At 59.0% G+C, this 25699-nt stretch carries 24 protein-coding genes; 17 read left to right on the top strand and 7 right to left on the bottom strand.

Annotated elements, in window-relative coordinates; translation table 11 throughout:
• Positions 1-122: 122 nt before the first annotated feature.
• Positions 123-1346, top strand: a complete 1224-nt coding sequence (gene hemA / locus ACR0MP_RS16090) for a 5-aminolevulinate synthase (RefSeq protein WP_170737079.1) — start codon at positions 123-125, stop codon at positions 1344-1346.
• Positions 1347-1405: 59 nt separating this feature from the next.
• On the opposite strand, the gene ACR0MP_RS16085 is transcribed toward hemA, so the two are convergent.
• The 6 genes from ACR0MP_RS16085 to ACR0MP_RS16060 are packed head-to-tail and all read right to left on the bottom strand — an operon-like array spanning position 1406 to position 6824.
• Entirely contained in the window at positions 1406-1693 is a 288-nt protein-coding gene (locus ACR0MP_RS16085; RefSeq protein ID WP_170408110.1) for a cytochrome C oxidase subunit IV family protein, read from the bottom strand.
• 5 nt (positions 1694-1698) lie between these two features.
• Complete coding sequence (locus ACR0MP_RS16080) at positions 1699-2247, bottom strand: cytochrome c oxidase subunit 3 (protein ID WP_170408108.1); 549 nt, start codon at positions 2245-2247, stop codon at positions 1699-1701.
• The gene (locus ACR0MP_RS16075) at positions 2244-4166 is read right to left on the bottom strand and encodes a nitric oxide reductase D protein (protein WP_170408100.1); all 1923 of its coding nucleotides are present in this window, start codon (positions 4164-4166) and stop codon (positions 2244-2246) included. The genes ACR0MP_RS16080 and ACR0MP_RS16075 overlap by 4 nt, the downstream gene beginning before the upstream one ends.
• 9 nt (positions 4167-4175) lie before the next feature.
• Entirely contained in the window at positions 4176-4985 is an 810-nt protein-coding gene (locus ACR0MP_RS16070) for a CbbQ/NirQ/NorQ/GpvN family protein (protein WP_170398158.1), read from the bottom strand.
• Positions 4986-4990: 5 nt separating this feature from the next.
• Positions 4991-6358, bottom strand: a complete 1368-nt coding sequence (locus ACR0MP_RS16065) for a cbb3-type cytochrome c oxidase subunit I (protein WP_170398155.1) — start codon at positions 6356-6358, stop codon at positions 4991-4993.
• Positions 6359-6374: 16 nt separating this feature from the next.
• On the bottom strand, positions 6375-6824 hold the full coding sequence (locus tag ACR0MP_RS16060) for a c-type cytochrome (protein ID WP_170398152.1): 450 nt from the start codon (positions 6822-6824) through the stop codon (positions 6375-6377).
• Between the two features lie 272 nt (positions 6825-7096).
• Here ACR0MP_RS16060 and ACR0MP_RS16055 point away from each other — a divergent pair, with 272 nt between their 5' ends.
• Positions 7097-8209 (top strand): Hint domain-containing protein, encoded by a 1113-nt coding sequence (locus ACR0MP_RS16055; protein ID WP_480571899.1) that lies wholly within the window; start codon positions 7097-7099, stop codon positions 8207-8209.
• Between the two features lie 15 nt (positions 8210-8224).
• On the opposite strand, the gene ACR0MP_RS16050 is transcribed toward ACR0MP_RS16055, so the two are convergent.
• Complete coding sequence (locus ACR0MP_RS16050) at positions 8225-9415, bottom strand: NnrS family protein (RefSeq protein WP_170514414.1); 1191 nt, start codon at positions 9413-9415, stop codon at positions 8225-8227.
• A gap of 242 nt (positions 9416-9657) precedes the next feature.
• On the opposite strand from ACR0MP_RS16050, the gene ACR0MP_RS16045 reads away from it, so the two are divergent.
• From ACR0MP_RS16045 to nosZ, 15 genes are all read left to right on the top strand, one after another.
• Positions 9658-11334 (top strand): cytochrome D1 domain-containing protein, encoded by a 1677-nt coding sequence (locus ACR0MP_RS16045; RefSeq protein WP_170398146.1) that lies wholly within the window; start codon positions 9658-9660, stop codon positions 11332-11334.
• 125 nt (positions 11335-11459) lie between these two features.
• On the top strand, positions 11460-13244 hold the full coding sequence (locus tag ACR0MP_RS16040; protein ID WP_480887276.1) for a NapC/NirT family cytochrome c: 1785 nt from the start codon (positions 11460-11462) through the stop codon (positions 13242-13244).
• 54 nt (positions 13245-13298) lie between these two features.
• The gene (locus tag ACR0MP_RS16035) at positions 13299-13700 is read left to right on the top strand and encodes a plastocyanin/azurin family copper-binding protein (protein ID WP_170408094.1); all 402 of its coding nucleotides are present in this window, start codon (positions 13299-13301) and stop codon (positions 13698-13700) included.
• A 189-nt stretch (positions 13701-13889) separates the two neighbouring features.
• Positions 13890-14651, top strand: coding sequence for a uroporphyrinogen-III C-methyltransferase (gene cobA / locus ACR0MP_RS16030; RefSeq protein ID WP_170408092.1), 762 nt, complete (start codon positions 13890-13892; stop codon positions 14649-14651).
• Positions 14644-15015 (top strand): c-type cytochrome, encoded by a 372-nt coding sequence (locus tag ACR0MP_RS16025; protein WP_480454391.1) that lies wholly within the window; start codon positions 14644-14646, stop codon positions 15013-15015. The genes cobA and ACR0MP_RS16025 overlap by 8 nt, the downstream gene beginning before the upstream one ends.
• The gene (locus tag ACR0MP_RS16020; RefSeq protein WP_480814867.1) at positions 15012-16157 is read left to right on the top strand and encodes a cytochrome D1 domain-containing protein; all 1146 of its coding nucleotides are present in this window, start codon (positions 15012-15014) and stop codon (positions 16155-16157) included. The genes ACR0MP_RS16025 and ACR0MP_RS16020 overlap by 4 nt, the downstream gene beginning before the upstream one ends.
• Position 16158: 1 nt before the next feature.
• The gene (gene ahbB, locus ACR0MP_RS16015; protein ID WP_170398130.1) at positions 16159-17148 is read left to right on the top strand and encodes a siroheme decarboxylase subunit beta; all 990 of its coding nucleotides are present in this window, start codon (positions 16159-16161) and stop codon (positions 17146-17148) included.
• The gene (locus ACR0MP_RS16010) at positions 17145-17594 is read left to right on the top strand and encodes an Lrp/AsnC family transcriptional regulator (RefSeq protein WP_480887278.1); all 450 of its coding nucleotides are present in this window, start codon (positions 17145-17147) and stop codon (positions 17592-17594) included. Before ahbB (ACR0MP_RS16015) ends, ACR0MP_RS16010 begins: the two co-directional genes overlap by 4 nt.
• On the top strand, positions 17591-18073 hold the full coding sequence (ahbB, locus tag ACR0MP_RS16005; RefSeq protein WP_480887280.1) for a siroheme decarboxylase subunit beta: 483 nt from the start codon (positions 17591-17593) through the stop codon (positions 18071-18073). Before ACR0MP_RS16010 ends, ahbB (ACR0MP_RS16005) begins: the two co-directional genes overlap by 4 nt.
• A 3-nt stretch (positions 18074-18076) precedes the next feature.
• Entirely contained in the window at positions 18077-19291 is a 1215-nt protein-coding gene (gene nirJ, locus ACR0MP_RS16000) for a heme d1 biosynthesis radical SAM protein NirJ (RefSeq protein WP_480887281.1), read from the top strand.
• A complete protein-coding gene (locus ACR0MP_RS15995; RefSeq protein ID WP_170408077.1) occupies positions 19266-20819 on the top strand; it encodes a nitrite reductase in 1554 nt (517 codons plus the stop codon). The genes nirJ and ACR0MP_RS15995 overlap by 26 nt, the downstream gene beginning before the upstream one ends.
• Positions 20776-21039, top strand: a complete 264-nt coding sequence (locus ACR0MP_RS15990) for a hypothetical protein (protein WP_170398115.1) — start codon at positions 20776-20778, stop codon at positions 21037-21039. The genes ACR0MP_RS15995 and ACR0MP_RS15990 overlap by 44 nt, the downstream gene beginning before the upstream one ends.
• Positions 21040-21141: 102 nt before the next feature.
• Positions 21142-21606 (top strand): DUF2946 family protein, encoded by a 465-nt coding sequence (locus ACR0MP_RS15985; protein WP_480887283.1) that lies wholly within the window; start codon positions 21142-21144, stop codon positions 21604-21606.
• A 17-nt stretch (positions 21607-21623) separates the two neighbouring features.
• Positions 21624-23774 (top strand): 4Fe-4S binding protein, encoded by a 2151-nt coding sequence (locus ACR0MP_RS15980; protein WP_480887342.1) that lies wholly within the window; start codon positions 21624-21626, stop codon positions 23772-23774.
• A gap of 15 nt (positions 23775-23789) precedes the next feature.
• Positions 23790-25697: a TAT-dependent nitrous-oxide reductase gene (gene nosZ, locus ACR0MP_RS15975; RefSeq protein ID WP_170398107.1), complete on the top strand. Its 1908-nt coding sequence runs from the start codon at positions 23790-23792 to the stop codon at positions 25695-25697.
• The last annotated feature ends 2 nt before the right edge of the window (positions 25698-25699 follow it).

The raw sequence follows: 25699 nt of genomic DNA, 5'->3' as shown, positions 1-25699 counted from the left end.
ATGCCAGAGCCGGCAGTTGTGCACCATAGTTTTATGTTGTCTAAACTTGACTATTGTCATGTTGCGGCTTGGTTCGCTGCCCTATTCTCGGCTCAAAGCCAGTATTCCGGGGAGCACGTAACATGGACTACGAGCGTTATTTCAATCAAAGCCTCAGTGACCTTCGGGATGAAGGGAACTATCGTGTTTTCATAGACTTGCAACGTCGCTGTGGTTCTTTCCCGAACGCACGTCAGACGGATGGATCTGTCCAGCGAAATGTGCGGATCTGGTGTTCGAATGACTATCTTGGCATGGGTCAGCACCCATCTGTTATCGATGCAATGCATGACGCATTGGATCGCTGTGGCGCGGGGGCCGGGGGCACGCGAAACATATCAGGCACCACTCACGACCACGTGCTGCTTGAGGCCGAACTGGCCGATCTGCATGGAAAGGAAGCCGCGCTTCTGTTTACTTCCGGGTATGTTTCGAATTGGGCAGCCCTTGGCACTCTCGCCGCGAAAATCCCCGGCCTGATCGTATTCTCTGATGCACTGAATCATGCCTCGATGATCGAAGGCATCCGCCACTCGCGGGCGCAGAAGGTGATCTGGAAACACAACGATCTGGATGACCTTGAAGCGAAACTGGCCGCAGCTGATCCCGATGCGCCGAAGATGATCGCGTTCGAGTCGGTCTATTCGATGGATGGTGACATCGCCCCCATCAAAGAGATTTGCGATCTCGCCGACAAATACGGCGCGATGACCTATCTGGATGAGGTTCATGCCGTTGGCCTCTATGGGCCACGCGGCGGTGGTATCGCTGAACGAGAAGGCCTCATGGATCGCCTGACGGTGATCGAAGGGACGCTTGGTAAAGCGTTCGGTGTGGTAGGCGGGTATATCGCTGCATCGGCTGCGCTGTGCGATTTCGTGCGCAGCTTCGCCAGCGGGTTTATTTTTACCACCGCCCTGCCACCATCGATCGCGGCCGGGGCCGCGGCCTCGATCCGGCATCTGAAACAATCGAATGCTGAACGCGACCTGCAGAAAGCCCGTGTAGCGCAGGTTCGGGCCCGTTTGGATGCGGAAGGTATTCCTCATATTCCTAACCCCAGCCACATCATCCCGGTGATGGTTGGCGATCCGGTGAAGTGCAAGTTTATCTCGGACACGCTGCTGGAAGAGTTCGGCATCTACATTCAGCCGATCAATTATCCCACCGTACCTAAAGGGACCGAGCGTCTGCGGATCACGCCGTCTCCGGTACATACGGATGAGGATATCGAGCATCTGGTTGGCGCGCTGTCCACCCTCTGGCAACGCTGTCAGATTGCGCGCATGCCGATGGCAGCCCAGTAACCAAGAAGCGCCCCCTAGCGTAATACTTCGCCGTCTCCCCGGAGGCGGCGTTTTTTGAGTCAGATCAGGTAGAGGGCGAAGACAATGATGGCAAAGCCCGTCAGCACCATGGTGAAACCTCGCAGCCAGGCCGGGCTGTTTACGAGATCAAGATAACAAGCCAGGATAACGCGACATTTCGCCAGTGCGAGGACCAGAATACACCCCGCCAGAACGGATGGCGGGATGGGCAGCACAGTCAGCAGTGCTGATGCGACGCTGAGCACCAAAAGGGTCAGCCATGCACGTGTGAGCGAATTATGGAGCGCCCTTCGCCAGTATTTGGGAAAAGATGGTGCTGCAGGCATCGGAATTATCCCAGCAGGTAGATCACGGGGAAAAGCATGATCCAGACCAGATCGACCATGTGCCAGAACTGCGCACCTGCCTCAATGTTGCGTGGATCGTCACGCCAGGCGACCAGCAGCAGGATACCGACCCCTGCCAACACATGTGCGGCGTGAAACCCGGTCAGCAGATAATAGAACAGGAAAAATGGGTGGGTCTCATAGGTGATCCCCTGTGCGGCTTTGCCCGCGTATTCCGCACCTTTGATGATCAGGAACACGACACCCAGCACGGCGGCAGTGATCAAGGCCATTCGAGCCACGCCCCGGCGCGCGATTTTTCGCCACTGCAGCGCCTGCGCCGCCAGATAGCCCGAGGTGACCAGCACCACCGTGTTGAGCGCCGCCCCTGTCCGGTAAAGGTGCGATTGAGCCTCGGCAAATCCTGTCGGGTCGGTCAGGCGCACGCCCATAAAGGCAATCAGGCCCGCACCGAAAACCAGCAATTCCGAGATGATCAGAACCCACATCAGCAGCTCGCCCGGAAGCTCATCGATCAATGAGGCGTCACTCATGCTCCAACCAGTTGGCGGTAGATCTGAGGCAGGGCCATGAACAGCCGGTGCGGGTCGGGGATGACGGCGAAGCCGCCTTGACCGAACATGCGCGGGAACCAGCTTTTGCCGGTTTTGTCGATGGTAACGCCAAAGACCGATTGCCCTGCCCGACGCGCCTCGCGCACGGCCATGCAGGTGTCTTCGATACCGTGGCGACCCTCGTAATGGTCCAGGTCGTTGGGTTTGCCGTCAGTGATGATCAACAGCAACCGGCGTTTGCGCGATTGGCAGGCCAGATCGGCGGAACAATGGCGGATTGCGGCGCCGAGGCGGGTATAGTGGCCGGGGCGCAGCGAGGCTATGCGCTGTTCCACCAAACCACCCATCGGCTCATCGAAGCGTTTACAGCGCTGCACGTAAACCCGCTGGCGTTTCAGCGAGCTGAAGGCGTGGATGGCGAAATCGTCGCCGCAGGCGTTCAAACCCCAGGCGAGTGCCGCAAGAGCCTCGCGTTCAATGTCGATCACGGCGCGGCCTGTGACGGCGCTTTCGGTCGAGCGGCTGACATCCAGCAGGATAGACACCGCCAGATCGCGCGCCTCGGGGCGCGATTGCATCCAAATGCGTTCGGTGCCTTCGCCATTGGCACAACGGTCTACCTGCGCCCGAACGGCTGCCTCGATATCCAATTGGTCGCCATCCAGATGACCGCGTGTCATCACGCGGCCCGGGCGCAGCGCCTCGAACTGGCGTTTCACGGCGCGGATGCGGCGGGCAGTGGCGGGGTCTTTGCCGAACTCGGCGGCATCTTCGCGAATCTCGGCATCCGAGGTCAGAACGTTGACATGATCGGGCAAGTATTGGCCGATGCGCACGTCCCATTCGGGATACAAAACCCGTCCCGACAGGCGTTCGCGGTTCACGTCCTCCGGAGCGAGGTCCAGATGAAGTTTCAGTTTGGTCGGCGGCGCCTTCGAGATCTGACCCAAGCCAATCTCTTCCTGATCATCGGCGGCTTTCTTGGCGTTATCAGGATCGTCATCGTCGATGCGCCGGTTGATGTTCAGGAACTCGGCCCAACTGAGGATCGCTTCGAACTTGTGCAGGATGAAACTGTCGCTGCGGTTGGCCTGATCCGATTTGCGGCGGCGGGCACGGTGAGTTTTTTCGCCGGATTCCTCAGGTGGTCCTTCGGTTTCGGGGTTCTCCACTTCGTTATGTTCGGAGAACCCGACCGGGCGCAACTCGGGCCACAGCGGGACAGGCCGGAAATGCTGATAGCCGCGCGGGGCAGTGAGGTCGTCATCCAACGCTAGAAGATGTTCAGCCTTTGGCGACAAAGGCGCGGGGTCACCCAGCATGTGGCGGACCAATTCTTCAACCGCTGCCTCGACGGGTGGCAGCCCGGAAATGTCGCGTTGATACAGCACGCCCTTACACAGTTCCGCATATAGCGGGCGCAGGCCGGGGGCGTTGTGCAACGCCGCCTCGACCATCTGTCGGGCGGCAACAAGCGCATGCAGGTCGGCGCGCAACGGGTCGTCTTCGTCGATACGAGTTCCGGCATGTGCAGCGGCGGCGGCCAGCCAGACATAAAGCGCACCGTTGGCTTCACGCGCGGGAAACACCGCCAGCCGATCCGGCAAACGCAGAACTTCGCCATCGAACGACGCACGCGGCATCATCTCGGCCTCGGTTGCCAGACGACGACGCCACCCCAGACGGTGGCGCGAAATCTCGGGCGAGACCGGGCGCAATTCTACGCCCGGACTACCCCCAAGTCCTCGAAAGAGGACTGCCAGCCGCCCTGCGACCTCTGAGAGGTCGACCGCGGCTCCATCATGCACTTCAGGTGCATCAAGGCGACTGGCAAGGGTGTGCCACAGTTTCCCGATCGTTTCTTCGGGTTCCCATGGCTCAAAATCGATCCTGACCATCGGCCGGCCTCACCCAAAGACAGCCGTGACAAGATCGAGGAGCCCGCGTTTGATATCCTCATCATCAGTCAGAGGTTCGATCATTGCGGCGAGGATGGCGCGGTCGGTGGACATGCCCTGTGCGATCAGCGTCGCGGCATAAACGACCAGCCGGGTGGACACGCCTTCCTCAAGGTCCTGACCCTTAAGCCCGCGCAACTTACCTGCAAGGCGTACCAGCGGTTTACAGCGTTCAAGCGGCAGACCGCTTTCTTGCGCGACGACTTCGGCCTCCATCTCGGGCGAAGGAAAGTCGAATTCCAGCGAGATGAACCGCTGCCTGGTCGAGGGTTTCAGGGTTTTCAGGATATTCTGGTATCCGGGGTTGTACGAGGCCACCAGCATGAAGCCGGGCGCGGCCTCAAGCTCTTCACCGGTGCGGTCGATCGGCAGGATGCGCCGGTCATCGGTCAGCGGGTGCAGCACAACGGTGACGTCCTTGCGGGCTTCGACCACCTCATCAAGGTAGCAGATCGCGCCTTCTCGCACCGCACGAGTCAGAGGGCCATCAACCCAGACGGTTTCGCCGCCCTTCAAAAGGTAGCGACCGATCAGGTCGGCGGCGGCGAGGTCATCGTGGCAGGCCACGGTGTAAAGCGGGCGGCCAAGCTTGGCGGCCATATGGGCCACAAAGCGGGTCTTACCGCAACCTGTTGGACCTTTCAGCAAAACCGGCAGGTCGTTGTTGTAGGCGGCGGTGAACACATCGCATTCATCGCTTTGGGCGAGGTAGAAGGGGGCGTTCGCCGCCCCCTCATTCAGTTTCATGGAGCCATCCATATCCATTACTCCGCCGGGGTTTCAGAGGCACCGGGTTCAATCACCTCTTTCCGGGGCACCCAGATCGAGTAGATGAACAGCAGCGCACCAAGGACCACGACCACACCAGAGCCAAGACGCATCCAGTAGAAGATCGCGATCTGGTCCTGCACGTCCATGAAGTAGTCACCGACCACACGTTGCATGTGAGTCTGCACGGTACCACCGAAGGTCAGGACGAAGGTCATGAAGACCATGCCGCTGGTCATAAGCCAGAACGAGCCCATGTTCAGAACCTGATTGTAGGGATCACGGTTCTTCAGGATCGGCATCGCATAGCTGAAGATCGCCAGGTTGAGGCAGACATAAGCACCGTAGAAAGCCAGGTGACCGTGGGCTGCGGTAATCTGCGTGCCATGGGTATAGTAGTTCACCCCGTGCAGCGTGTGCAGGAAGCCCCAGACACCGGCACCGAAGAAGGCAAGCGTTGCACAGCCCAGTGACCACAGCAGAGCAGCCTTGTTAGGGTGGTCACGACGGCCCTTCCAGACCATGACGAAGGCAAAGGCCATCATCGCGAAGAACGGGATCACCTCGAGGCTTGAGAAGATCGAACCGATCCACTGCCAATAGCCGGGTGTACCGATCCAATAGTAGTGGTGACCTGTCCCAAGGATGCCCGAGAACAGCGCGGCGGCGACGATGACATAGAGCCATTTCTCGACCACCTCACGGTCAACGCCCGTAAGCTTCAGCATCAGGTAGGCCAGGATCGAGGCCATGATCAGCTCCCATACGCCTTCGACCCATAGGTGGACGACATACCACCAGTATTGCTTGTCGAGCGACAGGTTGCCCGGGTTGTAGAAAGCAAACAGGAACAGAAGCGCCAGACCCCAGAGGCCCAGAACAAGGATGCTCGAAATCGCCGTCTTCTTGCCCTTCAGAACGGTCAGTGACACGTTGTAAAGGAACATCAGCGCGGCCACGACGATGCCCGCCTTGACCCATTTGGGTTGTTCAAGGAACTCGCGCCCCTCTTTGCCCAGCAGCCAGTTGCCTTCGAACAGGTTGAAGACATAGGTCACGACCACGCCCAGCGTACCAACCACAAGAATAATCAACTGCAGATAGGCCAGCTTGGTCGAATGAATCTCGCGCTCGGTCTCTTCGGGGATCAGGAAGTAGGCCGCACCGAAGAAGCCCAGCAGCAGCCAGACGATCAGAGAGTTGGTGTGCAGCATCCGTACGATATTGAACGGCAGAAGCTCACTCAGGAAGTTCGGGAATACATAGATGAAACCGGCCAGCAGGCCGCCGATTACCTGTACCGCGAACAGGGCCATCGCTACTGCGAAGTAGGCGTAGGCGATTTTTTGGGATTCGTATTTCATTGCTCCGTTCCCTTTCTCAGCCTGCCTCGTTGGGCGGCCAGCCCTGCGCATCGATGTTGTCCGTCCAGATCAAGAAGTTGGTCAGATCGCGGATCTCTTCGTCGCTGAGGTTGAAATTGGGCATCTGCCGACGACCGGGAATGCCGGTCGGCTGCGCCTCCATCCAGCCCTTGAGCGCTTCAAAGGCCGATTCCGGGTCGTCCAGCACACCCCAGCGGGTCATCACATTCCCGACTTCCGGCGCGTAGTAGGCGCCCTCGCCCAGGATCGTGTGACAGTTGATGCAGGCATGTTTTTCCCAGACATGTTTGCCCCGAACCACACTGTCATCAAGCTTCGCCGAATTCTCGGAGTTGACGATGTACCAGTGCGAGTGGGCCGACAGGGCCAGGAAGATGAGGATGAAGAACAGTGACCCGCCATAGAATATGTTGCGAGCCATGCTCTTTGTCATGACTTCTCGCATTGCGCTCTCCTTTGCGCAGATTAGCTAGTCTGATGACAATGGCGGGTGGGTCGCAGGGCTGCCTTAACGAAAGTCAAGCATGCCAAAGTAAGCGCGGAATTGGACACCTGTGGTCATAATTGCGTCAGTATCACTAAAATGCCCTCAGATTGCCTTGAAAAATAGTACTTAGAACAGCATGTTTCCGGACGTTCGAACAGTTGAAGCGAGCGTTCTCGATATATTGGTGAATAGAGGTGCGTAGATGGCACCTGAAGCGTGGTGGTTAAAGAATGGCGAACTACTCATACATCGGATACGCACCCGGCGTCATTACGGTGAATACAATTGGGCCTGATACGATCACCCTGGACGCAAGCTATGACCCCGCGACGGACCGAAGGGTATTCAATGTTGAGGACGAGGCCGGTGGTTTCATTCGAAATGGGTTTGGCCCGCCAGTTCCCGATACCGGGGATGTTTTCAACGGCGACAGATTCAACAACGAAAATGGCGACGACGATACACAGATCGGAACGGTAACAAACCTTGATGGTTCGACAACGTTTCTGAGCGGCGACATCTATCTGGAAGAATCCTACATTCTGACGAATCCCGGCGGTGGGACAATCACTGTGTACCTTGTCGAGGTTGAAGGAACCAACGCTGGCTACATAACCTCTGAGCCCCTAGATCCCGGGGTGACGTATTCGATGAGCGTCGTCAACGTTACACCGAGCAACGCACCGGACACGACTGACCCCGGTTCCATCGTTGATGTTCCTTGTTTCTCCGCCGGAACGCTTATCGCGACACCTGATGGTGATGTCGCGATAGAAACGCTTTCCGCTGGTGACAAGGTTGTCACCTTGGATCATGGACCACAACCAATTCGCTGGATCGGCGCGCGCGCTCTGGATAGGTCTGAATTTGCGCTCAATCCCAAGCTGCGCCCGATCCGAATCACAGCGGGCAGCCTGGGAAGCAACCTGCCGCGACGTGATCTGTTGGTCTCGCCGCAGCATCGCATGTTGATCCGTTCGAGTATCGCCGTTCGCATGTTCGACAGCGAGGAGGTTCTGGTCCCAGCCCATAAGCTGGTCGGCATACATGGCATAACCGTCGACGAGACAGCTCAGGGCGTGGTGTATTTCCATATTCTGTTCGACCGGCATGAGATCGTGCTTGCGGAAGGCGCGCCGTCAGAAAGCCTATTCACAGGCAAGCAAGCCTTGAAAGGAATACAGCCCGAGGCGCTGGCCGAAATTGTTGCGCTCTTCCCAGAGTTAGCTTTGCCAGACCATCAACCAATCGCAGCCCGCCAGATTCCAAAACGCGGAAGACAAATCCATACTTTGCTGCAACGGCATATTAAAAATGACAGGGCGTTGCTCCGACCTTCTTAATCTAAGAACCGTTGCTCAGGCCGCTAGACGTGGCCCGGTCAACGCGGGCCACATCGCAACCAGATACAAGACGATGGCGCAGATCCACAGCCCATCTGAGGCCAGCATCGCAACCAGATATCCCTGGTCAAACGCCGACCCGACCCAGCGCAAAACTGCGGCTGCCGCCATCAAACCGTAAGCGATCGCCATGGGTGGCGAGGCCACGAGGGCACGGCCACTATGGCCGAGGGCGGCCCGACTCATCACGGCAAGGGTCATGCCGCCGACGCAACCAATGCCCAAAATATGCAGCGCCCCGATCTCGCTGCCGAACCCCAGCACTGCCAGCCCCCACAGGATCAGGCCCAGCGCCAGCATGCCCAGCCCCAGATGCAACGCGATCAGGATCGGCTGCCGCAGTGCCCAGCGTGCGCGCCAACGTGCCATGCGCAGGATCTGAGCAACGCCAAGCATCAGCGCGATAGCGCCTGATACAGGTCCGATTCCAAAGACGAGCACGCTCAGCGGCAGTGACAGTGCAAGCCCCATGGCGGCTTTATCAAACGCTCCTACCGAAATAGGCCAGTTGGATTCGGGCTCTCCCGCGCGTTTCATCGCATTTCGGGTGAAAGCTGGCGTAATGCGCCCACCAAGTATCGCGATTAGGCTACAGAGCGTCAGCAACCCCGCCCGCAATCCGATGTCCAGCGTATCGCTGGTCACACCGATCCACTCTAAATGGGTTAACAAGTTGGCAATCCAGATCGCACTGAGCAGCAAAAGGAATACCATGTTCTGCGGTTTGGGGCGTCGGATCAGCTGAGTAGCAATCTTTGCCGCCAGAATTGGAACAAAGACCAGATCGAACACAGCGACCAGAACAGGCGGCAGCGCACCGGAGAACCACATCGCTACCCGCCCGGCCAACCAGAGACCTGCAGCCAGCATGATGAACCGGGCGCGCGCCTCTGGGGTCCCGGTCCAGTTGGGAACAGCCGTCAGAAAGAACCCGCCCAGAGCTGCTGTGGCATAGCCAAAGATCATCTCATGCGCGTGCCACATTGGGGGACTCATGGAATAGGTTGGGTCTTCGTATCCGACCAACCCGGTCTGCGTCATCAACCAAAAACCCCACGCGCCTCCCGCGAACAGACCAAAAAGTCCGGCGGACAGGAAAAAGATGCGAAACCCCTCGCCCAATACGCGCGCGATCACTGCCGACATGCCTGTTCTCCTCGGCCTCAATGGCTGTTGGAACAGGTTTAGCAAGGCCGACCAGTGATGGACTTAACCGAAATCAAGCATCCGAAAAACATGTCCCTGAAACTCAGGTTTTCCCTTTGTTTTATGGCTCATTATAGCCCGTCAATTTCCAATTTGCGCGCGTTCCGTTGACTTTCGTCAAGGATGACAAACGCGTGATGTTTCACCCTAGGACCTGCCTCACCAGCAAATGGAGAGTGATCATGTCACTTGGAATCAGCTACAACAGAACTGGCCGCGCCTTAGGGGTCGGTTTGGCAATGTTGCTGGGCAGCGTCGCTGCGCCAGTCTTTGCCGAAGAGCCAACCCTGAGCAAGGAAGCCTTTGAATCATCAAAACAACTTTACTTTGAGCGCTGCGCCGGTTGTCACGGTGTGTTGCGCAAAGGGGCAACCGGCAAAAGCCTTGAGCCTCTGGTTGAAACGAAGAATGACGATGGTACCGTAACCGAGTCTGGCACCCTGAAACTGGGGCAGGAGCGACTGGAAAAAATCATCGCATGGGGCACCGAAGGCGGGATGAACAACTTCTCGGACGTGATGTCCGAAGAAGAAATCCGCGATATGGCGACCTACATCCAGATGGAGCCGCCCCAACCGCCGGAAATGTCGCTTGAACAGATGATGGCGACCCGCAAGGTCTATGTCGAACCCGAAGATTACCCGACCGAGCCGCTGCATGGCCGCAACTGGGAAAACTTCTTTGTCGTCATCGAACGTGACGTGGGCAAAGTGGCCGTGATCGACGGCGACACCAAAGAGGTGCTGGCGCATATCCCGACCGGTTACGCCGTGCACGTCCTGAAAGCGTCCGAGCACCATAAACTGGAAGAACCCGAAAATCCGGGCCGCTTCTGGTACACCATGGGCCGCGACGGGAAGATGACCAAGATCGACCTGTGGCAGAACCCCGAGAACATGCTGGTTGCCGAGGTTACCATTGGTTATGACGCGCGCGACGTGGCGGTATCGGGTGACGGTAAATACGTCATCGGTGGCGCCTACTGGCCCCCTCATTTCGCCATCGTCGACGCCGAAACCATGGAGCCGAAAAAGGTTGTCTCGACCCGGGGTTACAACGTGGACGGGGATTATGTGGAAGAGGCCCGCGTGGCCGCCATCTACACCACCCCGAACGAGCCCACATGGATCGTGGCCGTCAAGGAGCTCGGTCAGCTTTGGCAGGTGGACTACTCCGATCTGGACAACCTGCGGATCGACAAGATCGACAGCGCAAAGTTCCTGCATGACGGGTTCTTTGATCCGACCGGCCGTTATTTCCAGATCGCCGCTAACGCGTCGAACAAGATGGTCGTGGTCGATACCGAGACTCACAAGCTGGAAGCTATGATCGATACCGCGCCGCTGCCGCACCCCGGCCCGGGCGCCAACTGGGATGACCCGAATTGCGGTCCTGTTGCCGGTACGACCCACTTGGGCGAAGGCACGGTTACCGTTTGGGGCAACGACCCCGAAGGCCGCCCGGACGATGCCTGGAAGGTCTGCTACGAGGTGGAAACCGACGGACCCGGTCTGTTCATCCGGACCCATCCGAACTCGGACTACATCTGGGCCGACCAGACCAAGCACCCCGAGCCTGAGATCCAGCAATCGGTGCAGGTCATCGACAAGGCAACCGGTGAGATCGTGAAAACGATCCAGATCACAGAAGAGGAAGGCAACGTCGCCGTCCACTTCGAGTTCAACCAAGACGGATCCGAGGTCTGGGTGTCCAAGTGGAACCGCTCGACCTCGAAAGAGCCAAATGGTGAGATCGTGATCTTCGACGCCAAGACGCTGGAAGAGATCGGCCGCGTGAAAGGACTGTTTGCACCCACCGGCAAGTTCAACGTCTACAACCGTTCGAACCACGTCACCTGACGGGTTTTGTACTCAGCACCGGAAAGGGCGGGCCCCTCGCCCGCCCTTTCCTCGTTTGACTCATCAGCCAAATCCACAGGCCTGACATCCAGGGCCAGAAAAAGAAGCCAAAACGGAGACCGGATATGACCTCCGAACCGGAAAAGAAAAAACCAATCTGGCGCCGGTATTTCCTGTGGGGAATGCCCGTGGCCGGGATCGCTGCGGCCTTTGCCGCCGGCATCATCTTCTGGGGCGGGTTCAACACCGCTATGGAAGCTACCAACACCAAGGAATTCTGCGTTTCGTGCCACGAGATGCGAGATTTCGTTTACGAAGAATACACCGGCACAATCCACGACGTGAACCGTTCGGGCGTAGGCGCGGTCTGTTCCGACTGTCACGTGCCCAAGGATTGGACTCACAAGATCATCCGCAAGATCAAGGCGTCCAAAGAACTGTATGGCAAGGTGGTCGGCACCATAAACACGCGCGAAAAGTTTGAAGCCAAGCGCGTACATCTGGCTATGAACGAATGGGAGCGGATGAAATCCACGGACTCGCGCGAGTGCCGCAACTGCCATGACTTCGAGTCGATGATGCCCGAGTTCCAGAAACCCCGCGCCCGTCAGCAGCACCTAAACGCGATGACCGTCGGTCAGACCTGTATTGACTGCCACAAGGGGATTGCGCACTCGGACGCCCGCGACCGGGCCGACGAAGAGTATCTGGAAAAGCTTGAAGCGCCGAACCCAGATTTCATTCGCGAAATCCCGGCCGAATACCTGGCAAGTCTCGAACGCATCGAAGCCAAGGAAGCTGCCGATGCCGAGGCTGAGAAAGCCGCGCGTGTAGCCCAGCAAGAGGCCGTACAGGCCCAGATCGCAGCAGCGGTTGACGCAGCCGTCGCGGAAGAGCGTGCCAAAGCTTCTGGCGAAGATGCCGCAGCCCCGGCAGGTGGCGGCAGCGATGTTGGCACAAATATCGATTGGGCCGCAGTCCCCGGTGCAGATATGAAACTGTTCTATCCCGGTCAGGCCTCGTTTGAATGGGTTCAGAACGGCAGATCCCACGGCGGAGCACGTCCTTTGACCAAGGGCGGAGACAAGTGCACCACCTGTCACGCTGCCGAACTGGACGCGATCGGCAACAAGATCGTGGCCGGTGGGGATCTGGAACCAACCCCGATCCCGGGCAAACGCGGCGTGATAGACGCCACCGTTCAAGCCGCGCATGATGATGAGACCCTGTATATCCGTCTGCAATGGCCGGATGCGGGCCACAACCCCGCCCCCTTTGTCGATGGCGGCAAGATGGACCCGGACAACCAGATCAAGGTGGCCATGATGATCACCGGCACTGGGATTGAGCTGGGCGATCAGGTCGGCTGCTGGGCCTCGTGCCACGCGGACAACTCCTATATGCCCTTTGATCCGGGTGCCGATGCGATTGCCGCAAACGGCGATGTCTCGGGTCGGCTGAGCACGCAGGACACTGTGACCAAATACATCAGCGAAAGCCGCACCGAGGTCGAGATCAAAGGCCGCCGCGGTAAGGCGCTGGGTGGCTGGGACAAGCTGCAGGCCGCCGATCAGATCGAGCAGTATCTGGCCGATGGCACCTATCTGGATCTGATGCGCGTCTACGCGGACGGCAGCGCCACCAACGGCTATCTGCTGGAACAGCGCGTGGTCAATGACGGTGAGATCGCCGCCTCGGCCAGCCTTGATGCAGGTATGTGGACCGTGGTCTTCACGCGCCCATTGAACTCGGGCGCAGCTGGTGACGTGCCGCTGGAGGCCGGTCAGACCTATACGGTGGGCTTTGCCATCCACGATGACTTTGCCGCCGCACGGTTCCACCACGTGACGCTGGATACCAGCCTGGCATTGGACGACGACAATGCCTTCATCAACGTCGTCAAACAATAAGGAAGAGGGGCCGGGCAATCCGGCCCCTTCCGCTTAAAAGAGGAGACTTGGACAATGAAACCCCAACACCTTCTCCCTGCGCTGCTGCTTCTGGCCGCGCCCGCATGGGCAGAGGACACCGCCGCGCTGTGTGCCGAAGCCGAAGAGCGCTATGTCGAGCTGTTCGGTCAGCCCTCCTCCGCCGTTGAGGATGCCGATGTGGTGCTGATGTACAAATACACGTTCTGCCCAGCCGAGCTAACCGTGAAACCGGGCACAACCGTGCGCTGGGTGAATGTCGATAAGCGCACCAGTCACTCGGTCCTACTGAAAGACGGCAGCGAGCCCGAAAGCGATCGTTTGTTTCCTGAGGAGACGGTTGACCTGACCTTCCTCACCCCGGGTCCGCAGGACTATCTGTGTGGCCCACATTGGGAGACACAGAACATGATCGGCATGATCACCGTCGAACCCTGAGCCGAGGCAATCATACAGGCAAGCCGAAAGGAGCGCGGGGCAATTCCCGCGCTCCTTAACTTTAGTCAAGGAGGTTCCTTTCCGATTACGCCAGTCTGGCCGCATGACACGCCCGGCTCACCCAGCAACGTCCCCTGATCGCGCAGGAATTCCGGGCTCCGAAGACATTCAGACCAAGCGAGTTTGCACATGAGCGGTAAGGTTTTTCTGATTGGCGCAGGCCCCGGTGACCCCGAACTGATGACCCTGCGCGCGCTGCGGATGCTGCAAGAGGCGGACGTGGTGGTCTATGACCGTCTGGTCTCGGCCGATATCCTCAATCTGCACGCTGATGGCGCACGGCTGATCCCGGTTGGGAAGGCCCCCAAGTGTCATACCGTGCCGCAGGATCGCATCAACGAAATCCTCGTCGAGGAAGCCAGCGCCGGTCACACCGTTGCTCGCCTTAAGGGCGGCGATCCGATGATCTTCGGACGCGGCTCGGAAGAGGCCGCGCACCTGATGGCAAACGGCATCCCAGTCGAATACGCGCCGGGCATTACCGCAGCGCAGGGGGCATCCTGTTCGACAGGTGTGCCGCTGACCCATCGCGGGTTGGCGACATCGGTGCAATATGTCACCGGGCACCGACAGGCCGACAAGGTGCTGGATCTGGATTGGAAACGTCTGGCCGACCCGGACTCGACCTTAGTCGTCTATATGGGCGTCGCCAATATCGGCCAGATCGCCATGGGACTGATGACCGAGAACCTGCCCGGCTCAACTCCGGTTTTGGCGGTTGGCAAAGCGACCACACCTGATGAGCGCCGGATGGTATCCCGGCTGGATCGGCTGGCCGCTGATGTGCGCAAGGCCGGGCTAAAGGCGCCCACGCTGTTCATCATCGGCAAGGTAGTTTCACTTTATGCAGAACGGCCTGTGGCCGACCTTTTGGAGCAGGCGCATGGCTAAGTTCGGTTCCGGAAGGCCGGCACAGCAACCGGCTGTGAGAGGACGCAAAGGATGGGCAGCACGTGCTGTTCTCACTTCCGCAGTGCTTGTTGCCACCACGGCCTTCGCTGCTGACACGCTTGACCCCAACGCACTGAAACGCCTTGTCCATCAGGATTGCGGCTCATGCCATGGGTTATCGCTGAAAGGCGGCCTCGGCCCCGATCTGCGGTCCAAAACACTGGAACACTACGATGCCGAGGTACTGACCGGCGTGATCCTCGACGGCATCCCCGACACCGCGATGCCCCCATGGCGGCCCTTGATCAGCGAAGAAGAGGCCGAATGGATCGCCCGTTACCTGCTGGCACAGGAGGCACAATGAAACAGCTCATCCTTACCCTCGCCGCCACTTTGCTCATGACCACCGCCCAGGCTGAACCCACGGCGACCGGCGACCTAGGACTTGTGATCGAACGCGCCAAGGGTTCGGTTCTTCTGGTGGACCAATCCGACCGCGCAGCGCTGGCGCGGATCGAAGGTCTGGGCGATCTGTCCCATGCCTCGCTGGTCTATTCACCCGATGAGCGCTTTGCCTATGTATTTGGACGAGACGGCGGCCTGACTAAGGTGGATATCGTCACCCGCCAGATCGTGAACCGGGTCGTGCAGGCGGGCAACGCCATTGGCGGTGCCATTTCGGATGACGGCGAGCTGGTCGCTGTATCGAATTATGAACCTGGCGGTGTACGCGTCTTCGATGCGGAAACGCTGGAGATGGTCGCGGACATTCCTACCGATAGCAAAACCATCGGATTGGTCGATGCACCCGGCCGCCGGTTTGTTTTTACCATGTGGGACACGGGCGAGACCTGGATTGCTGATTTCTCCAACGGCGCACCCGCGATCACCAAGATTCCCGAAATGGGCAAGAACCCATATGACGCGCTGATCACCGCCAATGGCCGCACCTATATCACCGGCTTGTTTGGCGAGGATGGCCTGACCGCGCTGGACCTTTGGGCCGAGACGCCCGAACCCATCCGCGTGCTGCCCAACTATGGGCGCGGACAAGAGGAAATGCCGGTCTACAAGATGCCCCACCTCGAAGGCTGGGCGCTGACCGGGCGCGAATTTGTGCTGCCCGCCGTCGGCCATCACGAGGTGCTGTGGATCGACGCCGACACTCTGACCGAAACCGGACGTACGCAGACCCATGGTCAGCCGGTCTTTGCCATGGCCCGTCCTGACGGGCGGCAGGTTTGGGTGAACTTTGCCCACCCTCTGAACGACACCATTCAGGTTATTGATTCTGTGACCAAGGAGATCATTCACGAATTCAAACCCGGCCCTGCCGTACTGCATATGGAGTTCACTCCGCGAGGGCATGAGGTCTGGATCAGCGTGCGCGACGCCAACAAAGTAATGGTCTACGACACGCAAACGTTTGAAAAACTGCGCGAGATCGACGCCGACAGCCCATCCGGCATTTTCTTCACCGCTCGGGCGCACAGAATGGGGCTTTGACATGCAACACATCACCGATCCCATCGACCGCCGTTTGCTGGACGAGTTTCAGCGCGACTTTCCGATAACAGAGCGTCCGTTTCAGGTGTTGGCGTCTTTGCTAGGGCTGGACGAAGCCGAGGTGATTGATCGCCTTACTCGCATGCAGGCCACCGGGCGGATTACACGCGTGGGTGCCACCATCGCTCCGGGCGCGGTTTCGGCCAGCACCTTGGCCGCTGTTGCGGCCCCCGAACATCGGTTGGAAGAGATTGCAGCCCTGATCGACGCCGAACCGGGCGTGAACCACAACTACCAGCGGGAGGATGACTGGAACCTCTGGTTCGTCGCAACCGGCCCGGATCGCACCCATGTCGATGACACCCTTGCACGGATATCGCAGCGTTCCGGACTGCGGGTTCTGGACCTGCGCCTCGTACGTCCATTCAACGTCGATTTGGGCTTTCGTATGTCGGGAAAAACACGCAATGTTCCTGGCCTTCGTAAGGTGGATCGCTCAGCCATGCAGCCCGGAGATCGCGAGTTGCTGCAGGCGCTCAGCTCGGGCCTGACCCTGACTGAGATTCCTTATGCCGCATTGGCACAAACGCTGGGCAGAGATGATTCCGACGTAATGGGGCGTATCGAAGCGCTGCAAACAGCAGGTATAATCTCTCGTCTCGGGGTTATCGTGCGCCACCGGGCGCTCGGCTGGTCAGCCAATGCGATGGTTGTTTGGGACATGCCGCCCGAACAGGTGGACACGGCTGGACCGGCGCTGGCGGCCTATCCCGGCGTGACGCTGTGCTATGAGCGCAACCCGGTCAAGGATGTCTGGCCCTATCGCCTCTATTCCATGATCCATGCACGCTCGCGCCCCGAAGCGATGGAGGTTCTGGCCGCAGCCGCCGCTCTGCCCGAACTGGCAGGCGCACGGAACAAAGTGCTGTTCTCGACCCGTTGTTTCAAACAGACCGGCGCGTTGATCCAACCGAAAGAGGCAGCAGCATGATTATGGACGCAACCGACCGCGCAATCCTGAACCGGATGCAGGATGACCTGCCGCTGACCGCGCATCCCTTTGCCAGTGTAGCCAAGGAACTTGGGATTGCCGAAGACGAACTCCTAACCCGTCTCGCACGAATGAAAGAGCAGCGGATCATCACACGTTTCGGCCCGTTTTTCGACGCCGCTGCAATGGGTGGAGCGTTCTGCCTGTGCGCCATGGCAGTGCCAGAGGATGAATTCGATACCGTCCTGACCAAAGTCAATGCGCACGCCGAGGTTGCCCATAATTATGAGCGTACGCACCGGCTGAACATGTGGTTCGTGCTGGCCACCGAAACGCCTGAGGGGATCGAAGCCGCCGCTGATGCGATCGAACGGGAAACGGAGATCGAAGTTCTCCGTTTCCCCAAACTACAGGAATTTTTCATCGGCTTCCGGGTGGCAGCATGATCGACGTTCAGGATAGAGAGATTATCGAAGCGCTGCAAAGCGGTCTGCCGCTTGTGCCTGCGCCTTACGCAGCCGTTGCCGAAACGCTTGGGTTGGACGAGGATGCCCTTTTGTATCGTCTGGCAGAGCTGAAATCCCATGGTGTTATCCGCCGCATCGCCGCCGCTCCGAACCACTACAAGCTGGGGATGACGGCAAACGGGATGACTGTTTGGGATGTAGACGACAGCCAGATTGCGGAATTGGGCACTCAGATCGGGGCGCTGCCCTTTGTCACCCACTGCTACGAACGTCCCCGCGCCCTGCCCGATTGGCCATATAACCTGTTCGCCATGGTCCACGGTTCTGACCGGGACGAGGTCGAGGAAAAACGCGCCGAGATCACCGCAATTTTGGGTGGTGCCTGCCGGGCCAAGGACATCCTCTATTCCACGCGCATCCTGAAGAAGACAGGGCTGCGGTTGAAAAAGAAAGGCTGAGACATGTTCCGCCTGACCGAATACATGCAGCAGCTCGTCAAACCGACACCGGTGCGCAGACGCCGTCCCGGCCCGGTGAAGCCGGTAGTAATCTGGAACCTGACGCGGCGCTGCAATCTGAAATGCCGCCACTGTTACACCGTTTCAGCAGATGTCGCGTTCCCCGGTGAGCTCAGTCACGAGCAAGCCATGGTAACCCTTGAGGATCTGGGCCAATTCCGCATCCCGGCCCTGATCCTCTCGGGTGGGGAACCGCTGGACCGGTTCGATTTCTTCGACATCGCCAAACGCGCCCGCGATCTGGTGCCGATGCTGGCACTGTCGACCAACGGTACGCGGATTTACGACGAAACCGCCGACATGATCGCCGACGTGGGCTTCAACTATGTCGGCATTTCGCTGGACGGGATCGGGGCCACAAACGACTGGTTCCGGGGCGTCGAAGGGGCCTTTGCCGACGCCCTGCGCGGTGTTCGCGAATGTAAGAAGCGCGGCATCAAAGTGGGTCTGCGTTTCTGCCTGACCGAGGGCACACAGCACCACCTGCCTGACCTGCTGCAACTGTGCGACGACGAGGGTGTCGACAAGTTCTACCTGTCTCACCTCGTCTATGCCGGGCGCGGTGACAAGAACCGAGGCGAGGATGCCGAGCATTTGCGCACCCGTAAGGGTTTGGATTTGTTGTTGGAACGTGCGTGGGAAGCCGTCTCGGGCGGTCGTTCGCTGGATATCGTGACTGGCAATAACGATGCCGATGCCGGGTATTTCCTGAACTGGGTCCGGGCGCATTTCGACGACGATAAGGCAGCGCATGTGCGAGAGCATCTGGCGGCGTGGGGTGGAAACTCCAGCGGGCTGGGCGTGGCCAATATCGACAATCTGGGCCGCGTGCATCCCGACACCTATTGGTCCGATTACACGGTCGGCAATGTGAAGACCAAACCGTTTTCCGAGCTGTGGACCAGCGATGACCCGATGCTGGCGATGCTGCGTACCCGTCCGCGTCCTTTGAAGGGGCGTTGCGGGGCCTGTCAGTTAAAGGATGTCTGCGGCGGCAACACCCGCATCCGTGCTCTGCAACTGACCGGCGACCCGTGGGCCGAGGACCCGGCCTGCTATCTATCAAACGAAGAAATCGGCGTGCAGGGCGCAGGCGAGCGTCTGCAGGTCACGCCGTTCCGAGGGAAAAGCCATGATCCGGCGCATCAATTCTTTTGACACCTTGAAAATCGGCACATTCTGCTCGCTGCTGCTGACCGGCGCAGCTTGGGCTGATGCACCTTCGGATTATGCTGAATTCTGTGCCTCATGTCATGGCGAAAACCGTCTGGGTGGGGTCGGTCCGGCGCTGATCCCCGAGACGTTGAAACGGATGCGTGGGCCACGCGTGGCGGCGGTGATTGCCGAAGGGCGTACGGCCACCCAGATGCCTGCGTTTTCGCACGAGTTGGACGCGTTGCAGATCGAGGAACTGGCGGGATGGTTGAAATCTCCGCTGGAGACCGATCCCGAATGGGGCGAGGCCGATATCATGGCCAGCCGGACTCTGGATGATGAGTACGTATCGGTTGACGCGCCTGTCTGGGACAGCGACCCGATGAACATCACGCTGGTGGTGGAAACAGGCGATCATCATGTCAGCGTGCTGGACGGCGATACGTTCGAGGTTCTGGATCGGTTCGAAACCCCGTTCGCCGTGCATGGTGGGCCGAAGTTCAGCCCCGATGGGCGCTATGTCTTCATCATGTCGCGCGATGGCTGGGTGCAGAAATATGATATCTGGGCGCTGAAACAGGTGGGCCGCGTGCGCGCGGGGTTAAACAGCCGCAACATCGCCATGTCGGGTGACGGCAAATGGGTGGCGGTAGCGAACTATTTACCGAACTCGCTGACCCTGCTGTCGACAGAGGACTTGTCGGTCGCGAAAGTCATTGAAGTCAAAAGCAAAAAGGGCGTTCCCAGCCGTGTTTCCGCCGTTTATCAGGCACCGCCGCGCGAAAGCTTTGTTCTGGCGCTGAAGGATGTCCCCGAGATTTGGGAGGTGTTCTACGGGGCCAACCCGCCGCAATCCGGTATAGGCCACGATTTCCGCATCGAGGGGCAGTTCAAGAACCCCGACCCGTTCCCCGTGCGCAAGATCACCACGCCTGATTATCTGGACGATTTCTTTTTCGATCAAAGTTATGAATACGTTATGGGCGCCTCGCGTGATGGCAAGGGCGGGCAGGTGATTGATCTGGTGATCGGTCATAAGATCGCAGATCTGGACCTGCCGGGTATGCCTCACTTAGGTTCGGGGATCACCTGGCAGCAAGGCGACACCACCGTGATGGCTACGCCGCATCTGACCGATGGCACGGTCTCGGTGATCGACATGGGAACATGGGAAACCGTCAAGCGGATCAAAACCGAAGGGCCAGGATTTTTCATGCGCAGCCATGAGAACTCGCCTTACGTCTGGGCCGATGTGTTCTTTGGCCCGAACAAGGATGCCATGCACGTGATCGACAAGCAAAGCCTTGAAATCGTGAAAACTTTGCGCCCCGCGCCGGGCAAAACCGTGGCGCATGTAGAATTCACCAAGGATGGCAGTCACGCGCTGGTTTCGATCTGGGAAGATGACGGCGCGGTGATCGTCTATGACGCGCAAACGCTGGAAGAGGTCCGGCGCCTACCGATGCGCAAACCGTCTGGGAAGTACAATGTCTGGAACAAAATCACCTTCTCGGAAGGCACCAGCCACTGAAGGCAAATGGCCGGTCTGGAAGCTGGCCATCCTGCTTTATCCGGCCACGGCTCTGACCGTGGCCATCAACCTGTTTCTGGCTGGGCTGATCCTGCACAGCGCGGGGTTTGGTGCCATTGAACCAGTACCTGCGATCTTATGGTCCATCCCCTTGGGCGTGCCCGCCTCATGGCTGGCAGGGCGCTGGGTGCGTGGCCTGATGGATGAGGCAGACGATTGATTTGAAAAGAAAATCAGAAATTTGCTTCACCTAACCTAAGTCAAGTCGCGACTCGGTAGAATCCAATACCCCAAAGGCATAGCTTTCCGAGTCGGAGACTCCATGCCTGCCCTGATCCCTCTGCACAATCTCCCTGTACGCGCAACTCGCGCGGCATGTGGGTTGGCAGGCATATTCCTTCTGTTGTTGCAGGCCTTTGGACCGGCGCTGGCGAGTCCCGGTGAAAGTGTCTGGATGGAGATCTGCTCGGAAGGCGGCGCGGTCTGGGTTGAAGTTGATCTTGAGGAGGACACCGAAGACCCGACCGCGTACTGCCCAAAATGCGCCGATTGCGCGCTGTGCGCTGTCACCAGTGCAGCGCCCGCACCCGAGCTGGTGCAGATACCGCAAATCGGAAACTTCCGTGTTGTACAGCTTCAGAACAGCAAATCTTCCATGTTGTACAAGTCGCATAAGCTGTGGCCCGAAACCCGGGGACCTCCGCGCCCGACCCAAGAAACTGCTGAACGCGCCCTGCGCGCGACCATGGTGTCCACCCTAAGTATCGGAGGTGCGCCGTGGTCGTAAGTCGCGCAATCCATATAATGCTGGCCCTTGCCCTGTCCTGCCTAATGGCGATCAGTGCCCATGCCGACAGCCTTGCCAGCTTCCTGCCCGAGATTGAACCCGCCGATCTGGCCCCCGGTGCTGATGCCATTGGGCCGGTCCGCGATGACGTTCCGGTTGCACCCGTTCTGAAGGCCGGCGAGACCGTTGCCTGGGCCTTCCTAACCTCTGACTTCGTTGGCACCACCGGCTATTCCGGCAAACCGATCCATGTGGTCGCCGCCATCGATGATCAAGCGGTGCTAACCGGTGTGCAACTGGTCAAACACTCGGAGCCCATCGTTCTGATTGGCATCCCCAACGCGCGCATGGTTGAGCTGACCGAAGGCTATGCCGGTCTGGACTTGAAGGTTGAGGCTGAAACCGGCGGTGAGGGGCATGACCTCGATATCATCTCGGGGGCCACCGTCACGATCATGGTGATTGATGACAGTCTTGTGCGCGGCGGCATCAAGGTGGCGCGGGCGCTGGGGTTGGGCGGTTTGTCTCCGCTGCAGGCCGATGGGCCGAAACGCGAAGTCGATCTGGCGCAGGATGCGGTATACGACTGGACCACCCTGTCCGGCGACGGCTCGGTCCGGCGACTAACGCTGGATATCGGGCAGGTCAACGCTGCGTTCGAAGCCACCGGAGATCAGCGCGCCATCAAACGCCCTGAACCCGGCGAACCAGATGACACCTATATTGATATGCATATGGCGTTGGTATCCGTGCCGTCGATCGGCAAGTCGCTGCTGGGTGAGGCCGAATATCAAAACATGGTCGACTGGCTGGACGAAAGCGAGCAGGCCATTCTGGTGCTGGGGCGTGGGGCCTACAGCTTCAAGGGCTCGGGCTATGTCCGGGGCGGTATCTTTGACCGGATACAGCTGATCCAGGGCGACAATTCGGTCCGGTTCTTTGACAAGCAACAGCGCCGGTTGGGCAAGGTTGCGGCAGCGGATGCGCCCACCTTTACCGAGTTGGACATCTTCAAGATCCCCGCTGAGGCCGAGTTTGATCCGGCCGAGCCCTTCCGCCTGCAACTGTTGGCGCAGCGGACTGTGGGCGCGGTTGAGAAGACCTTTCTGACCTTCGATCTGGGCTACAAACTGCCCGAGCAGTATCTGCTGCCCGTTACGGCCCCTGTAGTCGTCGATGACGCCACCGGCGAGGCAGCAGCCAAGGCCGCGCTTTGGAAACGCATCTGGAAGGATCGCACGGTTGAGATCGGGGTGCTGGGCGTCATGCTTTTGGTGCTGACAGCGACATTCTTCTTCCAGTTCCACGCCACCATGAACGCCCGCGTCTTCTATTGGTTCCGCATCGGATACCTGACCATGACGCTGTTCTTCATCGGCTGGTACGCCAATGCGCAGCTGAGCGTGGTGAACCTGATGGCGCTGGCAGGCAGCTTGCGCACGGGATTCTCTTGGGATGCCTTCTTGCTGGACCCGTTGGTCTTCATCCAATGGTTCGCTGTCGCTGCCGCGCTGCTGTTCTGGGGTCGGGGTGCTTATTGCGGCTGGCTGTGCCCGTTCGGCGCGCTTCAGGAACTGACCAACAAGATCGCGCGGGCCTTCAAGGTGCCGCAATGGACACTGCCCTGGGGCCTGAATGAGCGGCTCTGGCCCGCGAAATACATGATCTTCCTCGTGCTGTTCGGGATCAGTTTTGTCTCGATCCCGCTGGCTGAAACCTATGCCGAGGTCGAGCCGTTCAAGACCGCGATCATTCTGAAATTCATGCGCGACTGGCCCTTCGTGGTCTTTGCGCTGACCCTGCTGGGGATCGGGCTGTTCATCGAACGGTTCTATTGCCGCTATCTCTGCCCCTTGGGTGGTGCGCTGGCGATCCCTGCCCGTATCCGCATGTTCGACTGGCTGCGCCGCTACAAGGATTGCGGCACCCCCTGTCAGACCTGCGCCAACGAATGCCCCGTTCAGGCGATCCACCCAACCGGTGAGATCAATCCGAACGAGTGCGTCACCTGCCTGCATTGTCAGGTGCTCTACCAGTCCGAGGACAAATGTCCCGTCGTTATCCGCCAGTTGAAACGGCGGGCCAAAACAGGGTCGGTTCAACCGAAAACCCCCCTCGGACAACCACCGGCGAACCATCCGAACGCCAAACCGCAAACCGTTTCCTAAAAAGGAGGAACGATCATGTCGGAACACGATAAGAAACTGAACGTCACACGCCGCGGACTGCTGGGTGCATCTGCAACCGGCGCCGTGTTGGCCGGGACCGGTCTGGGCAGCACCCTGATGACTGCGAAAGAGGCCAGCGCCGCCGCCAATGCCGCGCTGGAGCCCGGCGAGTTGGACGAATATTACGGCTTCTGGTCCTCGGGTCAGACCGGCGAGGTGCGTATCCTCGGCGTGCCGTCGATGCGCGAGTTGATGCGCATTCCGGTATTCAACCGCTGCTCGGCCACCGGCTGGGGCCAGACCAACGAGTCGCTGAAGATCCTGACCGAAGGGCTGCTGCCAGAGACCAAGCAGTACCTGGCCGCCAATGGCAAAGTCACCTACGACAATGGCGACCTGCACCACCCGCACATGTCCTTCACCGATGGCACCTATGATGGCCGCTATCTGTTCATGAATGACAAGGCCAACACACGCGTCGCGCGCATCCGCTGCGACGTGATGAAATGCGACAAGATCATCGAAATCCCGAACGCGCATGACATCCACGGTCTGCGTCCGCAGAAATACCCGCGCACCGGCTATATCTTCGCCAATGGCGAACACGAGGCCCCGCTGGTCAATGATGGCGAGATCCTCGATGATCCGTCGCAATATGTGAACATCTTCACTGCCATCGACGGTGACACGATGGAGATCGCATGGCAGGTGATGGTGTCGGGCAACCTCGACAACACTGACTGCGACTATCAGGGCAAATACGCATTCTCGACCTCGTATAACTCGGAAATGGGTATGAACCTGGCCGAGATGACCGAGAATGAGCTGGACCACGTGGTCGTGTTCAACCTGAAAGGCATCGAAGACGCGATTGCTGCTGGCAACTATCAGGAGCTGAACGGCGTCAAGGTCGTGGACGGGCGCAAAGAGGCGGGCGGTAACCTGACCCGTTACATCCCGATCCCGAACTCGCCGCACGGAGTGAACGCAGCACCCGACAAGAAACACATCATGATCAACGGCAAGCTGTCCCCGACCGTATCCGTGATCGATGTGGAAAAGGTCGATGCGCTGTTTGCCGACAATGCCGATCCACGCTCGGCCATCGTGGCGGAACCGCAGCTGGGTCTTGGCCCGCTTCACACCGCGTTTGATGGCAAAGGCAACGCCTACACCACCCTGTTCCTGGACAGCCAGGTGGTGAAGTGGGACATCGCCAAGGCCATCGAAGCCTACGGTGGTGCGGATGTTGATCCAATCCTCGACAAAGTGGATGTGCATTATCAGCCGGGCCACAATTCGACCTCGATGGGCGAAACGGCTGAGGCTGATGGCAAGTGGCTGATTTCGATGAACAAGTTCTCGAAAGACCGCTTCCTGAACGTCGGGCCGCTGAAGCCGGAAAACGAGCAGTTGATCGATATCTCGGGTGATAAGATGAAGGTGGTCCATGACGGGCCGACCTTTGCGGAACCGCATGACTCGATCCTCGTGCACCGGTCCAAAGTGAACCCGGTCAATGTCTGGGATCGCAACGACCCGATGTGGGAAGATGCCCGCAAACAGGCCGAGGCTGATGGTGTAGATCTGGAAGAGGGTGCCGAGGAGCCGATCCGCGATGGCAACAAGGTGCGGGTCTACATGACCTCGACCGCGCCGGTGTTCAGCCTTGAGAAGTTCACCGTCAAACAGGGTGACGAGGTAACGTTGTATGTCACCAACCTGGATGACGTGGATGACGTGACCCACGGGTTGTGTCTGTCGAACTTCGGCATCGCGATGGAGGTTGCGCCGCAAGCCACCGCGTCGGTCACCTTCATTGCCGACCGTCCGGGCGTGCATTGGTTCTATTGCCAGTGGTTCTGCCACGCGCTGCATATGGAGATGCGCGGCCGGATGTTCGTTGAGCCGCGGAGCGCATAACC

This window comes from Ruegeria sp. K3, assembly GCF_056531845.1.
The sequence above is the reverse complement of the archived record's forward strand: the minus strand, read 5'-3'. Positions and strand labels throughout refer to the sequence as shown.

Bases quoted from the DNA above. Each gene is read 5' to 3' on its own strand.
- ACR0MP_RS15995 (WP_170408077.1), top strand. From the start codon at position 19,266: ATGATCCGGCGCATCAATTCTTTTGACACCTTGAAAATCGGCACATTC.
- nirJ (WP_480887281.1), top strand. From the start codon at position 18,077: ATGTTCCGCCTGACCGAATACATGCAGCAGCTCGTCAAACCGACACCG.
- ACR0MP_RS15990 (WP_170398115.1), top strand. From the start codon at position 20,776: ATGTCTGGAACAAAATCACCTTCTCGGAAGGCACCAGCCACTGAAGGC.
- cobA (WP_170408092.1), top strand. From the start codon at position 13,890: ATGAGCGGTAAGGTTTTTCTGATTGGCGCAGGCCCCGGTGACCCCGAA.
- ACR0MP_RS16055 (WP_480571899.1), top strand. From the start codon at position 7,097: ATGGCGAACTACTCATACATCGGATACGCACCCGGCGTCATTACGGTG.
- nosZ (WP_170398107.1), top strand. From the start codon at position 23,790: ATGTCGGAACACGATAAGAAACTGAACGTCACACGCCGCGGACTGCTG.
- ACR0MP_RS16065 (WP_170398155.1), bottom strand. From the start codon at position 6,358: ATGAAATACGAATCCCAAAAAATCGCCTACGCCTACTTCGCAGTAGCG.
- ACR0MP_RS15985 (WP_480887283.1), top strand. From the start codon at position 21,142: ATGCCTGCCCTGATCCCTCTGCACAATCTCCCTGTACGCGCAACTCGC.
- ACR0MP_RS16010 (WP_480887278.1), top strand. From the start codon at position 17,145: ATGATTATGGACGCAACCGACCGCGCAATCCTGAACCGGATGCAGGAT.
- ACR0MP_RS16075 (WP_170408100.1), bottom strand. From the start codon at position 4,166: ATGGTCAGGATCGATTTTGAGCCATGGGAACCCGAAGAAACGATCGGG.
- ACR0MP_RS16040 (WP_480887276.1), top strand. From the start codon at position 11,460: ATGACCTCCGAACCGGAAAAGAAAAAACCAATCTGGCGCCGGTATTTC.
- ahbB (WP_170398130.1), top strand. From the start codon at position 16,159: ATGCAACACATCACCGATCCCATCGACCGCCGTTTGCTGGACGAGTTT.
- ACR0MP_RS16080 (WP_170408108.1), bottom strand. From the start codon at position 2,247: ATGAGTGACGCCTCATTGATCGATGAGCTTCCGGGCGAGCTGCTGATG.
- ACR0MP_RS16020 (WP_480814867.1), top strand. From the start codon at position 15,012: ATGAAACAGCTCATCCTTACCCTCGCCGCCACTTTGCTCATGACCACC.
- hemA (WP_170737079.1), top strand. From the start codon at position 123: ATGGACTACGAGCGTTATTTCAATCAAAGCCTCAGTGACCTTCGGGAT.
- ACR0MP_RS15980 (WP_480887342.1), top strand. From the start codon at position 21,624: ATGCTGGCCCTTGCCCTGTCCTGCCTAATGGCGATCAGTGCCCATGCC.
- ACR0MP_RS16050 (WP_170514414.1), bottom strand. From the start codon at position 9,415: ATGTCGGCAGTGATCGCGCGCGTATTGGGCGAGGGGTTTCGCATCTTT.
- ACR0MP_RS16035 (WP_170408094.1), top strand. From the start codon at position 13,299: ATGAAACCCCAACACCTTCTCCCTGCGCTGCTGCTTCTGGCCGCGCCC.
- ahbB (WP_480887280.1), top strand. From the start codon at position 17,591: ATGATCGACGTTCAGGATAGAGAGATTATCGAAGCGCTGCAAAGCGGT.
- ACR0MP_RS16045 (WP_170398146.1), top strand. From the start codon at position 9,658: ATGTCACTTGGAATCAGCTACAACAGAACTGGCCGCGCCTTAGGGGTC.
- ACR0MP_RS16085 (WP_170408110.1), bottom strand. From the start codon at position 1,693: ATGCCTGCAGCACCATCTTTTCCCAAATACTGGCGAAGGGCGCTCCAT.
- ACR0MP_RS16025 (WP_480454391.1), top strand. From the start codon at position 14,644: ATGGCTAAGTTCGGTTCCGGAAGGCCGGCACAGCAACCGGCTGTGAGA.
- ACR0MP_RS16070 (WP_170398158.1), bottom strand. From the start codon at position 4,985: ATGGATGGCTCCATGAAACTGAATGAGGGGGCGGCGAACGCCCCCTTC.
- ACR0MP_RS16060 (WP_170398152.1), bottom strand. From the start codon at position 6,824: ATGCGAGAAGTCATGACAAAGAGCATGGCTCGCAACATATTCTATGGC.